General features: G+C 56.0%; 15 protein-coding genes. 11 read left to right on the top strand and 4 right to left on the bottom strand.

All coding sequences use genetic code 11. The features are described 5' to 3' along the window. The first annotated feature begins 222 nt into the window (after positions 1-222). The 6 genes from VLV32_09855 to VLV32_09830 all read left to right on the top strand — a co-directional run bounded on the left by VLV32_09855 (position 223) and on the right by VLV32_09830 (position 4,720). Entirely contained in the window at positions 223-756 is a 534-nt protein-coding gene (locus VLV32_09855; GenBank protein HUL42188.1) for a flavin reductase family protein, read from the top strand. Positions 757-789: 33 nt separating this feature from the next. Then, a complete protein-coding gene (locus tag VLV32_09850) occupies positions 790-1,065 on the top strand; it encodes a hypothetical protein (protein ID HUL42187.1) in 276 nt (91 codons plus the stop codon). Between the two features lie 438 nt (positions 1,066-1,503). After that, positions 1,504-2,151, top strand: coding sequence for an MOSC domain-containing protein (locus VLV32_09845; protein HUL42186.1), 648 nt, complete (start codon positions 1,504-1,506; stop codon positions 2,149-2,151). A 185-nt stretch (positions 2,152-2,336) separates the two neighbouring features. Continuing rightward, complete coding sequence (locus VLV32_09840) at positions 2,337-2,981, top strand: class I SAM-dependent methyltransferase (protein ID HUL42185.1); 645 nt, start codon at positions 2,337-2,339, stop codon at positions 2,979-2,981. A gap of 54 nt (positions 2,982-3,035) precedes the next feature. Further along, positions 3,036-3,521 (top strand): hypothetical protein, encoded by a 486-nt coding sequence (locus VLV32_09835; protein HUL42184.1) that lies wholly within the window; start codon positions 3,036-3,038, stop codon positions 3,519-3,521. 128 nt (positions 3,522-3,649) lie between these two features. Next, on the top strand, positions 3,650-4,720 hold the full coding sequence (locus tag VLV32_09830; protein ID HUL42183.1) for a DNA topoisomerase IB: 1,071 nt from the start codon (positions 3,650-3,652) through the stop codon (positions 4,718-4,720). A 26-nt stretch (positions 4,721-4,746) separates the two neighbouring features. Here the strand turns inward: VLV32_09830 and VLV32_09825 are convergent, their stop codons facing one another. Continuing rightward, entirely contained in the window at positions 4,747-6,123 is a 1,377-nt protein-coding gene (locus VLV32_09825) for a Gfo/Idh/MocA family oxidoreductase (GenBank protein HUL42182.1), read from the bottom strand. A 71-nt stretch (positions 6,124-6,194) separates the two neighbouring features. Here VLV32_09825 and VLV32_09820 point away from each other — a divergent pair, with 71 nt between their 5' ends. The 3 genes from VLV32_09820 to VLV32_09810 are packed head-to-tail and all read left to right on the top strand — an operon-like array spanning position 6,195 to position 7,390. After that, complete coding sequence (locus VLV32_09820; GenBank protein ID HUL42181.1) at positions 6,195-6,722, top strand: gamma carbonic anhydrase family protein; 528 nt, start codon at positions 6,195-6,197, stop codon at positions 6,720-6,722. Between the two features lie 15 nt (positions 6,723-6,737). After that, a complete protein-coding gene (locus tag VLV32_09815; GenBank protein HUL42180.1) occupies positions 6,738-7,136 on the top strand; it encodes a heme-binding protein in 399 nt (132 codons plus the stop codon). Positions 7,137-7,144: 8 nt separating this feature from the next. Next, complete coding sequence (locus tag VLV32_09810) at positions 7,145-7,390, top strand: hypothetical protein (GenBank protein HUL42179.1); 246 nt, start codon at positions 7,145-7,147, stop codon at positions 7,388-7,390. 4 nt (positions 7,391-7,394) lie between these two features. On the opposite strand, the gene VLV32_09805 is transcribed toward VLV32_09810, so the two are convergent. After that, a complete protein-coding gene (locus VLV32_09805; GenBank protein ID HUL42178.1) occupies positions 7,395-8,159 on the bottom strand; it encodes a ParA family protein in 765 nt (254 codons plus the stop codon). A gap of 98 nt (positions 8,160-8,257) precedes the next feature. On the opposite strand from VLV32_09805, the gene VLV32_09800 reads away from it, so the two are divergent. Beyond that, positions 8,258-8,749 (top strand): GFA family protein, encoded by a 492-nt coding sequence (locus VLV32_09800; GenBank protein ID HUL42177.1) that lies wholly within the window; start codon positions 8,258-8,260, stop codon positions 8,747-8,749. A gap of 4 nt (positions 8,750-8,753) precedes the next feature. Here VLV32_09800 and glpK read toward each other — a convergent pair whose 3' ends face one another. Both glpK and VLV32_09790 read right to left on the bottom strand, forming a co-directional pair. Further along, a complete protein-coding gene (gene glpK, locus VLV32_09795) occupies positions 8,754-10,244 on the bottom strand; it encodes a glycerol kinase GlpK (protein ID HUL42176.1) in 1,491 nt (496 codons plus the stop codon). 4 nt (positions 10,245-10,248) lie between these two features. Continuing rightward, positions 10,249-10,902, bottom strand: a complete 654-nt coding sequence (locus tag VLV32_09790) for a glycerophosphodiester phosphodiesterase (GenBank protein HUL42175.1) — start codon at positions 10,900-10,902, stop codon at positions 10,249-10,251. Positions 10,903-11,375: 473 nt separating this feature from the next. On the opposite strand from VLV32_09790, the gene VLV32_09785 reads away from it, so the two are divergent. Further along, the coding region (locus VLV32_09785; GenBank protein ID HUL42174.1) for an AsmA family protein at positions 11,376-13,982 on the top strand (2,607 nt) is incomplete at its 3' end.

Here is a 13,982-nt window from a genome sequence, read left to right as displayed (position 1 = left end):
CGAAGGTGGGAGTTCACGCTCGCAATTCGCCTCACATTTCCGCTGAGCCGTGAAAAGTAACAGGGGTTCGCTGTTGATTTAGATCAAGGCGCCCGGGCTCGCTCTCAGCTATAAAAATTCTTTGCTGCAGTTGAGCGCCGAACGGGTGCGCTGACCCGGCAAAATAGCCGCTTACTGCTTTTTCAAACAATAAAGACAACGGGGCTCGCTGATGGTGTGACGATGAAAAGAACCCTGCCTTTGTCCAGGGTCTACCGCCTGCTTGAACCGGGGCCGGTTGTAATGGTGACCACCGAAAGAAATGGGCGAGCCAACATCATGACCATGTCCTGGCACACGATGATGGACTTCGAGCCTCCGATTGTGGGCTGCGTAATCGGCGACCAGAGCTTTACCTTCGGCATTTTGAAGGCAACCAAAGAGTGCGTAATCAATATCCCGACAGTTGAGCTCGCAATGAAGGCGGTAGGCTGCGGAAACACGTCAGGGCGAAACGTAGATAAGTTCAAAAGATTTCGTCTGACGCCAGTTGCAGCGTCGCGCGTTAAGGCACCTCTCATAGCCGAGTGCCACGCCAATCTCGAATGCAAAGTCGTCGATGCGCGGTTGGCTGTAAAATACAACTTTTTCATCCTCGAGGTTGTCAAAGCGTGGAAAGAACCCTCGCGGAAAGACCCGCGGACCATACACCACCGCGGCGGGGGCAACTTCATGGTGGCGGGACGAAGCATCAAGCTGCCTTCAAGAATGAAATAGCGTATTAACTCACCTGCTCTGCGAGGAGGCATTATGCGACTCAATGTTATCGCTTTGACCATCACAACCGGATTGCTTTGGGGCGCCGCGGTCCTGCTTACTACTGTGGCAAATGCAATTTGGCCGCCCTACGGCCAGGCTTTCCTTGATCTCGCTGCTTCAATATATCCGGGCTACAACTCCGGCCCCACAATCGGCCAAATCATAATTGGAACGATCTACGCGTTGGTGGATGGTGCGGTTGGAGGCTTGTTGTTTGGTTGGATCTACAATTCGACATTGAAGTGCTGCCCGGGAAAAACGGCTTGACTTTAGGTTACGGAGAGGGCGAGCGGCGGGCGGCCCGGCGCTGAGTAACGTCTTGGGCGCCATGGAGTTGCCGGCCGGATTGACGCCGGGCCCACTGGGTCACGGAAAACAGTCGTGCAGAATCTGACTAAACGCCTTGGCGTGTGTCGTGCATGGCGTGTTGCCCGCCGCGCAGTTCACGGTTGATTTTTGGCTTCGCGGCCTGACGATCCGCGAGTACTTTGCGAGCAGAGACTCCAGAGCGGGAACGGTGTAGATAGTGACGCTCGGGGTTTTTGCTATCATGCCGCTTCTCGTGGCCGGCATATAAAATCATATCCCGTTGCGCGATAAAAAAAGCGGATGCAAAATGCCTGACGTAAAATCGCTTTTTGGTGTGTAATTTGAAGCTGGCGCCGCGCACTGCACGATAACCAATAAGGATGTAATCCAATACCGGTGAAACTCTTATCCGTCAATGTGGGGCTTCCGCGCGAAGTCTTTTGGAACGGAAAGCCGGTGCGCACCTCCATCTTCAAGGCACCAGTTAACGGCAGTGTTCAAGTTGCGAAGCTCAACTTAAACGGCGACGAGCAATCCGATCTGTCGGTACACGGCGGAGCCGATAAGGCTGTTTATGTTTATCCATCCGAACACTATCCATATTGGCGCGAGGAACTGCCGGAGATGGATTTACCTTGGGCGATGTTCGGTGAGAATTTCACGACCGAAGGCATGCTTGAAGACAAGGTTCACATTGGCGATCGCATCAAGGCTGGATCTGCCGAGTTTGTGGTCACGCAACCTCGAATGCCGTGCTACAAGCTCGGCATTCGGTTCGGCCGTCCGGATATGGTAAAGCGCTTCCTGCACAGCGGCCGTACGGGTTTCTATCTTGCTGTCCTTCGGGAAGGAGAGGTTATCGCCGGCGACCCGATAGATCTTCTGGCCCACGACGAGCATGGCGTTACGGTAGCCGATATCGTCAATCTGTATACGGCTGATGCAGCAAATCAGGACACATTGCGCCGCGTAACCAATTTGCCCGCGCTTCCCAAAGGTTGGCGAGATTACTTTCGCAAGCGCATCTGGGACGCGGATTCTTGATTTACCTGACCACATCTAGGATCGGTTGCGTCTTTAGCAGTTCTTTACCACCACCTGGCGACTCCACTGAACACTGTGCAAATCGATTAGAGAAGGATGCATGTGTTGATTTCGCGGCTGACAAAAGCACATCGTAAGACGACCATTCGCGCCGAATTGGGACCGTTCTCGGCGGTCCTACGGTCATGACTATTTCGACCTTGAGACTCAATCCGCAAGACTTGGAAAAAATCTCAAGCCTCACGCTGGAACATTACAACCGGAGCGCCGAGGATTTCCAGGAGGGCACGCGGGATCACGACGTCAGCCAGAACATCGCGGCACTTTTGCAATACATCGAAAGTAAACCGCCATTCACGATACTCGATTTTGGGTGTGGACCGGGGCGCGATCTCAAGACATTTGACGACCTCGGCCACGTCGCCGTGGGTTTGGAAGGCGCGCCGCGCTTCGTCGGAATGGCGCGCGCATACAGCGGCCGCGAGGTATGGCAGCAGGATTTCCTCAAGCTCGATCTGCCCGATAACCATTTCGATGGCGTGTTCGCCAATGCTGCGCTGTTTCATGTGCCCAGCCAGGAATTGCCGCGCGTCCTGGCGGAATTGCATGCGACACTGAAACCGGGCGGGGTGCTATTCAGCTCGAACCCGCGCGGCCATAACGAGGAAGGCTGGAACCGTGGGCGCTATGGCGCGTATCATGATCTCGAAACCTGGCGCTGCTTTGTGTCGGCTGCGGGATTCGTTGAGCTGACGCATTATTACCGCCCTGCCGGCCTGCCGCGCGAACAGCAGCCGTGGCTGGCGAGCGTGTGGCGCAGGCAAAAATGAGCGAGCGCCTGCTTAATCGCAAACTTTATACTGCAATTGCCACAAGGAGAGCATATGCATCGACAAATTGCCAAATTAATTATTTTCGCGTTATGCGTCGGCAGCGGGTATGCTGCCATGCAGGAATTTCGACCGCCAAAGAGCGCGTTTAATTCCCGTTGGGTGGTTATTGTTAACGGCACCACGGTCAGTGAAGAAGCAGGACAGCTGGCACTGATGCTGATGCTGAAAAACAAAACGGCACGGACGCTTTGGGTCAAGGTCACTTTTTCTTCGCCTGAGTCGAGCCAGAGTTGCGCAATTGTAAAAAAACTCGCTCCGCAGGATGCGGCCGGCTATACCTGTTTGCAGAAAGAGATGGTCACCAATTTCGATTATTCCATCTCGATAACCACATATGCGGATAAGGCCTTGACCCAGAACCTGGAAACCACAGAAACAGAAATGCGCTTCAGGCCTGGAAATATGGCAGACATCAAAACTTGGACGACTCCCGTGAAAATGAACCCATTGCGGGATTTAAGCTCGTTTGATTCCTGAGAATATGCGCCGCCCAGGAATATCTTCGGCAATACGTTGGCTAAGCGAGAAATAACGATCGCCATTTGATCATGGCGTGCCGTGAGTCCGTCCTTTATCATATAAGCCGCCAAAAAAAGGAGCATGCATTGACCTCGCGGCTTACGGAAGAACATCGCCAGGCGGCAATTCGTGCCGGGCTCAATTACGTAACGGACGGTGTTGCCGGAATCCGGCGGCAGCGGGCGGGGAAAGGGTGGATTTACTTCGCTCCTGACGGCTCGCGTATCAACAGCGAAGAGAAGAATCGTATCAATTCGCTGGTGATTCCGCCGGCGTGGACCGACGTATGGATTTGCCCCGATCCCAAAGGCCATATCCAGGCGACCGCGCGCGATGCGCGTGGGCGCAAGCAATACCGCTACCATCCTTCATATCGCGCAGCGCGAGACCGCTCCAAGTTCAGCCGCATACTTGAGTTCAGCGAAATCCTTCCGGAAATCCGAGAGCGGGTGGAACACGACCTGCGCGCGCGCGACCTGACGCGCCGCCAGATTCTCGCCACCGTCGTGCGCCTGCTGGACAAAACGCTCATTCGCGTCGGCAACTACGAGTACCTCCGCGAGAACCGCTCATTCGGGCTCACCACGCTGCGCGACCGGCACGTCGAGGTCAAAGGTGCAAAACTGCGCTTCAATTTCCGCGGCAAGAGCGGCATCAATCACACGGTAGCCATCACCGACCGGCGGCTTGCGCGCATCGTTCAGCAATGCCAGGATTTGCCGGGGCAGGAATTGTTCAAATACCTCGACACATCGGGCAAGCGCCAGATCATTTCATCGGACGACGTTAACGCCTATTTGCGCGAAATTACCGGCCGCGACATCACCGCTAAGGATTTCCGCACTTGGGCCGGGACGATGCTGGCGGCCAAGGAACTGTGCGCGATGGGGCCCGCAAAGACCCGCAGAGACGCGGAGCGAAACATAGCCCGGGCAATCGACGCGGTCGCCAAGCGGCTCGGCAACACGCGCGCCGTGTGCCGGAAATACTATGTGCACCCGGGGCTGGTGGTGGCTTATCTCCAGGGACTCATCGCCCCGCTCCCCTCCGGTCCGTTACCAAAACCCGAACGCCGCGAGCGGGGCACCGCCGCGCTGCGGCGCGACGAGGCTGCGGTATTGCAGTTCCTCCAGCAATTAGAAGAAGTGCTGCAATAGTTTCTGATTTTGTTGCAACAAGGCAATCAACTTGCTTGCGCTGCAGTGGATCCAATTCGCCAATGCTCTTTAAACTGCAGCTCCATCTCCCGCCTGAAGCGAATCGCAGGATCTTCTTCCTTGATTGCCACATCGCCCCAGGTTAGAAGCGCGCCGGCGCGAATCGAATTCTTAAGTTTCACGCCGTGTGCAAGACCGATGGGTAAGCAGCCCATGGCAAGCGAGTCGCGCGCAGGTGTGAGCTTACCGTAAACTGTATAGCCGCCCTCCCCGTCAAGCATTTCTCCTTGTTTTAAATCGCGCTTGGCCACCGAAGCCACGTCGCCGCGAAAATCGGTGGGCGCGCCGGTCGGCTCATTGCGCAGGCCGACCGAGGCTACGCTGATGCCGAGTTCCAATCCGATCAGGTGATAAGGCTTGTACATCGCGGCGTAGCGTCCCGAATCATCGGTCATCAAGCCATATTCCTTGAAGCAGCGCGCCACATATTCGCTCGACGCGGCAAAAACGACGTATACGCCCCAGCGCAAATCGCGCGCAACCTGTGTCCCGTCGCGCTTCAAGCTGGAAACCACTTCCACCATTCCGGGATTTTCAAGCACGCCGCCTGCCGATATCGGGCGCAGCACCTGCGGCAGCTCATTGGCGCCACAGGGCGGAAAACTCAGGCCCTGCCGCGGCGGACTAAGCCCCGTGGCGTTCGCTACTGCCGCCATTTCAATCGCCGACTTGGTCCCGTCCAAGAACGAATTGAACATTTGCGCATTGAAGCCACCGTATTTCACCATATCTTCGCTGAAACCGTAATAATCCCATACGGTGTCCGGAGTGGAAGCATGGTACTCGGGCAGATACTTCGTTCCCTTTCCCGCTGCGATGACCTCAAAGCCGGCAGCACGCGCCCAGTCCACAAGCTCGCAGATCAGCGCCGGCTGGTCGCCATAGGCTAGCGAATAAATGATCCCGGCTTCGCGGGCACGGCGCGCAAGCAAAGGCCCCGCCAATGCATCCGCCTCAATATTGACCATGATGATGTGCTTGTGGTGGTCGCAGCACGCCAAAACATGCTGAATGCCCGCGGTCGGGTTGCCGGTCGCGTCGATCACGATTTCAACGCTTTCCGCGCCTATTAATCCCAGCGCATCGCCGCCAACATAAACCGCGCGGCGCTTGGCCGCCTCAGCGAAACTCGCGGCATCGAACTGGTTGTCCTTCCATCCGCAGCGGCGCAACGCCTCCAGCGCACGCTCCGGCGCTACGTCGGCAACGGCCGTAACTTGAACTCCCGGCATGCGCCGTGCCTGCGCGAGAAACATCGAGGCGAACTTGCCCGCTCCGATCAATCCCACGCGCAGCGGTTTGCCAGATTCAGCTCGCAGATTCAGCAAATGGTACAAATTCATAAAGCCATTTTACCGGCTGCAGCGCTATAATGGTGTGGCTTCAAAGCATCTATTAACCAGCCAAAAAAACTATGATTTTTTCGCTCGGGGAACACAAAGTCAAATTTATTGGCGAGCATCATTTCGTCGCTGACAACGCCGTGGTCGTCGGCAACGTGGTTATGGAGAACAACACCAGCGTCTGGTTCAATGCAGTGGTGCGTGGCGACAATGAAACGCTCACTATCGGCGAGGGCTCGAATGTCCAGGACGGCGCGGTGCTGCATACCGACAAGGGCGTCGAATTCACTATCGGAAAGCATGTGTCCGTAGGTCATCTGGTGATGCTGCACGGCTGCACCATAGGCGACAACTGCCTGATCGGCATCAAAAGCATTATTCTCAATCACGCCTCCATAGGCAAAAATTGCATCATCGGCGCGAACACGCTGATCACCGAGGGCAAGGTAATTCCCGAAGGTTCCGTGGTCATGGGCTCGCCGGGCAAAATCGTGCGCCGGGTAACGGCGGATGAAATAAAGCTAATTAGATGGAACGCGGACGATTACGTAAAAAATTTCAAACGATATCAGAAACAGCTCAAGATTGAAACGCGTTGATTTTGGGAGTGCACAATGCAAAAAAAAGCCCTGACACTGGAAATGGCCAAGCGCGTTGCGGCGGCGGCCGAAGCCAAGGCCAATGCCAATAAATGGAAAGTAGTGATCGCCATAGTCGACGACGGCGGTCACCTGGTCTATCTGCAGCGTGCCGACGGCACACAGTTCGGCAGCGTCAAAGTGGCGATTGGCAAGGCGTATTCCGCAAGTGCGTTCAAGCGCCATACCAAAAGCTGGGAGGAGCGGCTTGCCGACGGTCGCATGGGCTACCTTTCGCTACCGGGCGTGGTATTGCTTGAAGGCGGTCTGCCACTTAATGCGGACGGCGAGGTGATAGGCGGCATCGGCGTTTCCGGTGTGAAATCGGCTGAAGACGCCCAGATTGCCGAGGCCGGGGCAGCGGTATTGCAGTAAATTCGTCAATGACTAAATTCGGTTTCGTAATCCGGACCCGCAACGGGCTCACCATACAAAACTTGGTGATCCACGGAAGAGATCAGGCCGATGCGGAACGCAAGCTCGGCCAAATGTATCTGCATTTCGAAATTCTAGAGCGCAGCGTTATTCCGGAAACAGGAAATACAGCAGCCAAGGAAATCACGGCCAAAGAAAAAGTAGCGTTTGAGGACATTGTTTCTCTTATTGCCAACCAGGATAAGGCAGGCTAGCGTTTTATTCAACGAAGCCGCAGGCGATCAATTCGCAAAGCAACGCGTGGTAATCCTGCGCGCCGCGACTATCCGGGGCGTGCGCGAACACATCCTTGTTGTTGTACGGGCTCTCGGCTACGCTGACGTTCTCCGAAATACGCGTCTCGCAGACGTCGGAACCGAATTTGTCCGTGATCTGCCGGCAGACCTCCCACGACATTTTGCGCCGCGCATCGAAGCGGGTGATCACGAAGCGCCGCTCCACCCGTTTTTTTAACACATGCTCCAGGGCTTTGAGGGTCTTTTCGACCTGCATCACTCCCTTCAGTGCAAGATAATCAGCCGAAACCGGCACCAGCACTCTGTCGCTTGCGAAAATTGCGTTGAGCGACAACACCCCCAACATCGGGCAGCAGTCAATTAATATCGGCCGGCCCGTGTTGAGGTTTTCGTTGACAATACCCGTGTTCAGCCGATTGAGCGCATTCGGTCCCTTGCCGAAATGCGTATCCACCTTCGAGAGTTCCAGGTGCGAGGGGATAATCTGCCAGCCAACGCTGGCGTCGCAAATCAGCGCGGTAAGCGTGCGCCCATCGTTGTAGAATCCATAAATGCTGTCCGCGCTTGAGGCTATCTGCACGCCGCTGATCGACGATAGGTGCGCCTGCGGGTCGAGATCTATTGCCAGCGGTTCGCGACCCTGTCTGGCAAGAGCCGACATGAGATTTAGCGTAGCGGTGGTTTTCCCCACCCCGCCCTTCTGGTTGAAAACCGCAAGCTTGGCCATGACTGGATAATCCGGATTTTCTCCACGAAAATATAATATCCGCCAATTTTCAAAGTTTGGCAAAGATGCATTTCACACTTTAGCGAAGGAGACAAATCATGCTGCTCAAGGGCTCTTGTCACTGCGGGGCTGGCCGTTTCACTGTTGAATCCCGCACTCCATATCCCTACATGTACTGCTACTGTTCAATCTGCCGCAAGACTGCGGGGGGCGGTGGTTATGCCGTTAACATCCTGGGTGAATCAGACACTCTCAAAGTGACAGGCCGCAAAAATCTTTCCGTATATAGGGCACGGATTGAAGGCAAAAACGGGAAGAATATCCTCAGCTCTGCGCGCAGGTATTTCTGCAGCAAATGCGGCTCCGCGCTATGGCTGGCCGATCCGCGTTGGAAGCAATGGGTCTACCCCTTTGCTTCGGCCATTGACACACCGCTTCCGGTCGCACCCTGGCACGATTACGTGATGCTAAATTACAAGGCGCCCTGGGCAGAAGTCCCGAAACGTAAGCGCGACAGATATTTCGGCGAATTTCCCAGAGAAGCTATTATCAACTGGCACAAGCGCCACCGGTTGTACGAGAACCAATGAAATATCATTTGCGCGCCCAACCCTTGGCGCGGTGAACTGCTTTTTGCCATTTTGCCTGCATCTGCCGCGCTTCAGCGCGGTTCATTTTGGGTTCAAACTTGCGCTCCGCCCGCCATTGCGCTGCGATTTCCTTCCGGTTTTTCCAATAGCCCACGGCCAGACCCGCGAGATAGGCCGCGCCCAAAGCAGTGGTTTCGAAAATCTTGGGGCGGACCACCGGCACACCGAGCAAATCCGCTTGGAACTGCATGAGGAGATTGTTCTGCGTCGCACCGCCGTCCACCCGCAGCTCCGATAATCCAGTCCTGGAATCTGCCCGCATGGAATCGAGCAGATCAGAACTCTGAAAAGCGATGCTCTCCAGTGCTGCACGGGCAATGTGCGCCGCATTCGTGCCACGCGTAAGACCTAGGATAGCGCCTCGCGCATACGCGTCCCAGTGCGGACTGCCGAGGCCTGTAAACGCCGGCACCAAGTACACCCCGCCGTTATCGGGAACCTTCGCCGCCAGCGTTTCCGCCTCGCGCGAGGAACGAATGATGCCCAAACCTTCACGCAGCCACTGTACCACCGCGCCCGCGACGAAGACGCTGCCTTCAAGCGCATATTCGAGGCGCTTACCAAAGCGCCACGCGACCGTCGTCAAAAGTCGGTTATGCGATTTGACCAGCTTGTGTCCAGTGTGCAATAGCATGAAACAGCCGGTTCCGTAAGTATTCTTCACCATGCCCGGCCTGAAGCAGCATTGTCCAAAAAGCGCCGCCTGTTGGTCGCCCGCAATTCCCGCGATCGGGATGCGGGCGCCCAGCACGTCCGCCTTGGTTTCAGCGATTACGCCGCTCGACGGGCACACTGCCGGAAGCACAGCGTGCGGCACGTCAAGCATTGCCAGCAGCTTCTCGTCCCAGTTGCCAGTGTGAATGTTGTACAGCAAGGTACGAGACGCGTTGCTGGCATCGGTGATGTGCGCGGCCCCTCCGGTAAGTTTCCAGATGAGCCAGCTATCCACTGTTCCGAAAGCCAGGCTTCCTGATTCGGCGGCTTTCCTCGCGCCGCTGACATGATCTAGAATCCAGCGCAATTTTGTGCCTGAAAAATAGGGGTCGAGGAGTAGCCCGGTGTTGACGGAAACAAGCGAGCTAAAGCCCTTGTTCTGCAGTAGCTCGCAGTCAGTCGCCGTGCGGCGGTCCTGCCAAACGATGGCGTTGCATAAAGGTTCGCCGCTTTTGCGTTCCCACACCACGGTGGTCTCCCGCTGGTTGGTGATGCCTAACGCGGCGATGTCGGATGCCGGAACGCCTGCGCGCTGCAGTGCCAGGCGTGCCACGGCTAATTGCGTTGACCAAATCTCGTTCGGATTCTGTTCCACCCAGCCCGGTTTCGGATAATGCTGCGTAAGCTCATGCTGCGCCTGTGCCCGAATTGATCCGGTATGGTCGAAGACTATGGCTCGCGAACTGGTCGTGCCTTGGTCCAGAGCCAGGATGAAGGACATGGATTTACTTTTTCAAATATTGTGGAAAATCGGTAATCAGGCCCGCAAGGTTCAATTCGGCACAGCTCATATGTTCGGATGGCGTCACTGCGCCGTATACAAATGAACTCCATCCCTCGGCTGCAGCGCCTCGCAGCATATCTTCGTCGAGCGTATTGTAGTCCCAAACGATGCTCCGGAGCTTCGGGTGGTTGCCGCGGCCGCCTAGCAATTCCTGTAATTGCACGGGGCGATGCGCGACGAGAAACCCGCAGTCCACATCCAGCAATTCAGCGCAACGCACGACCAACTCGTGCAGGAATGAGGTCACAAATAGCTTGTGGCTTCGTTGATAACGCCGCAGAACTTCCAGTACTCTCGGAAAAACATCCCGAGTTTTGATTTCGACATTCCACATGACGTGAGGGAATTGCTCCAATGCGTCGGCCAATGCCGGAACAGGGTGGGCGAGCGCCTGCTCGATTTCACGCCGGGTCAGTTCCGCCACCGCTTGCCGATCGTGAAGCACGCGGTCGTGAATCAGCAGGACTTGCCCGTCGCGGCTTAAGCGCGCGTCGGTTTCGATCCCATCCAGACCCATTTGTACTGCAGCCTCAAAGGCGGCAAGCGTATTCTCCGGAACCGAGTGATGGTAGCCGCGATGGGCTATTAAGAACATGGTTTGTTCGCTCGTGGAAATATTCCTGGGGCATCGAAAAAACGCGAGGCGCGAAGAAGATCATTGCCCGGATTACCGAGCCGAACAGCGCTCGCGTAGCGTCGCTCCTGTGAGACAGTACGGCGAGGCGGACTGCAGAGCGCACTCTTGATTGTGCATACGCAGGCCAACGCTCGCCTACCGGTGGCATACCCGGAGATTCCACGCTCCTGGGAGCACGAGGTAGGCTCTGCATTTTACCGCAACTCGCATTGGTGAATTGCCCCTTTTCCCAGTTTACGCTGCGCGGGCCCGATGCCGGGGCGTCCACGGCATGGCCAGTAATGCCTGGAGTTCAGAAGCGCATTCCCGCTATCGGTAAGACCCTAAGGTGCATATAATATGGGCTCAAAACCAATGAGCGCGGTCGGGCACGCCCGTTAATCACAGTTGTCATAGCTAAAGTTCGGAATCGTCAGAATCTATTTGAGCAAATGAATCTGAAAACTATATTCACCAAGACCGGCAAAGGCATGCTCGAAATGAAGAACAAGGCCTTGCCCAAGGACATTAGCCGGATCTTGACGCTCGTCGACGGCAAATCCACTGTCGGCAGTCTCCTCGGCAAAGACGATAAACTTACCGAGAGCAAACTGCGCGATATGCTGAAAAAGCTGGAGGACGAAGGCTACATCCGCATATTTTCCAGCGGTCCGGAAACCCTGTTTCAGGCTGACCTTGACTTCACCAAAGGCGGAAAGGGAATTGACGTCTCGGAAGTCAAGGCCGATGTTTATAACCAGGCTAAGGCACGTCAGATAGAACAAAGCCAGCCACCTCCTAGAGTAGGAACCCAGCCACCTCCTAGACCCGGATTAACGCAACCGCCTCCTAGACCCGGATTAACGCAACCGCCTCCTCGGGGCGGATTGACTCAGCCCACGAGGCCGGCGCCCGCTGCACCTTCAGTTGCCGACCTGGCGCGCGCGGAAGCGGAGGCAAGAGCCAAAAAAGAGGCTGAAGAAAAAGTCAGGAAAGAAGCAGAAGCCCGTGCGAAGGCGGAAGCCGACGCACGCGCCAAAAATGATGCGGAAGCGCGCGCTAAAGCGGAGACGGAATCACGCGCACGTGCCGAAGCGGAAGCAAAAGCAAAGGCACAGGCCGAACTGAAAGCAAAGGCGGAAGCCGAAGCACGTGCCAAGGTAGAGGCAGAAGCAAAGGCAAAGCGAGAGACCGAAGCGCGCTTGCGGGCGGAAGCGGAATCACGCGCACGTGCCGAAGCGGACGCGAAAGCAAAGACAGAGGCCGAAGCGAAAGCAAAGTCGGAAGCCGAAGCCAAAGCAAAGGCAGAGGCCGACGCTAAGGCAAGGGCTGAAGCGGAGGCCAGGGCGACGGCGGAAGTAAGAGCAAAAGAAGAGGCCGCAGCCAAGGCGCGCCTCGAAGCAGAGGCCAAAGCCAAGGCCGCGGCTGAAGCCCGCGCGAAAGTCGAGGCCGAGGCCAGGGCACGGAAAGAAGCTGAAGAAAAAGCCGAGGCCGAAGCACGTAGAAAAAAGGAGGAGGCCGCTCTAGCAGCTAAGTATGAGCAGGAAGCCAAAGCTAAAATAGAGGCAGACGCCCAAATCAAGAGAGACGCCGAGACCAAAGCCAAGGCAGAAATGAAAGCAAGAGAAGACGCCGAGGCTAGATCGAAAATCGAAGCCGCTAAGTACGAGCACGAAGCTAAATCCAAAATAGAGGCAGAAGCCCGGAACAGGAGAGAGGCCGAGACCAAAACCAAGGCGGAAATGAAAGCAAGAGAAGAAACCGAGGCGAGATCGAAAATCGAAGCAGAAAGACGCATGCAAGCAGAAATCCAGGCGCAGCTTGGAGCTGGAGAAGGCGCACCGGTCAAACCTCAAGACGAGGAAAAATTGCGTAAGGAAGCACGCGCCAAGGCGGAAGAGGCGGCCTGGGCGAAGGCCGAAGCAGAAATCCGGGAAAGCATTCGAGAAAGCGCCAAAAAAGAAGGGAAAGCAAAATCGAGCCGGATGGAAGAGGCTGAAAAAGAGGAAGAACGAAGAAAAGCCAAGGAACGGGAGGAGCTCCAGGCCAGGGAAAGAGCCAAGGCAGAAGAAAAAGCCAAGGCGGACGCAGAGGCCTTGCGTGTAGCAAAGGCGAAAGCCAAGGCCGAGGAAGAGGCCAAGGAGCGGGAGGCGGCAAAAAAAATGAGAGCCTCCAAGAAGCCGTTCAACTGGAAACCCGCTGCGTTAATACTTGGACTGCTTATTGCCGCGGCCGTCGGCTTAGTTCAGTTGATCCCGCTGAATAATTATATTCCGCGTATCGAAAAACTGGCATCCGATACGTTGCATGAACCCGTCTCGATTAATAATCTGTATGTATCGCTTTTTCCATCCCCACAAGTCAAACTCGAAGGCTTCACGATCGGCACGCTTAAAGATATCAAGATAGAAACGGTGCGCGTGCCTGGATTGGATCTGGTGCTGGGCGGAAGCACCCAGTTAGGCGATGTGCAGGTCGATACCATCGCGTTGGATCAGGACGCACTCCCCAGGCTTGCGCGGTGGACTACGGCAACGGGCGGCACGCCAGCGCTGCAGATCAGCCGCGTCGACTTTAAAAACGTGAGACTTGCACTGCGAAATATTCCCTTGGCGCCGTTGCAAGGAATAATCAGCCTGGCGCCGGACGGAGCAGTTCGGCAAGCCTCATTGCAGACTTCTGACGGCAAGTTGAGTGCGGAAGTAACCGGGAAGGACCGGCAGTACGAGGTTAAGTTAAGCGCGAGGGGTTGGCAATCGCCAATCGGCCCGGAATTCGCGTTCGATTCCCTGGAGGCCCAAGGCGTGGCGACAAGCAGTGAAATGCAGTTGAGCAGTATCCGCGCAAGACTTTATGGGGGCACGGCAACAGGTACCGCCGACATCCACTGGGATAGCGGGTGGGGGCTAAGCGGCGACTATGATGTCAAAGGAATGGACGTGGAGCAGGTGATGGTCGTTTTCAGCAGCCACATCATCGCGAGTGGCACCCTGGCAAGCAAGGGCAATTACAGCATGCAAGCGCAAACCCCGGAAAAGCTTTTCGATGCGCCGCGCCTT

Source organism: Burkholderiales bacterium, assembly GCA_035518095.1.
GTDB lineage: Bacteria > Pseudomonadota > Gammaproteobacteria > Burkholderiales > JAHFRG01 > JAHFRG01.
The sequence above is the reverse complement of the archived record's forward strand: the minus strand, read 5'-3'. Positions and strand labels throughout refer to the sequence as shown.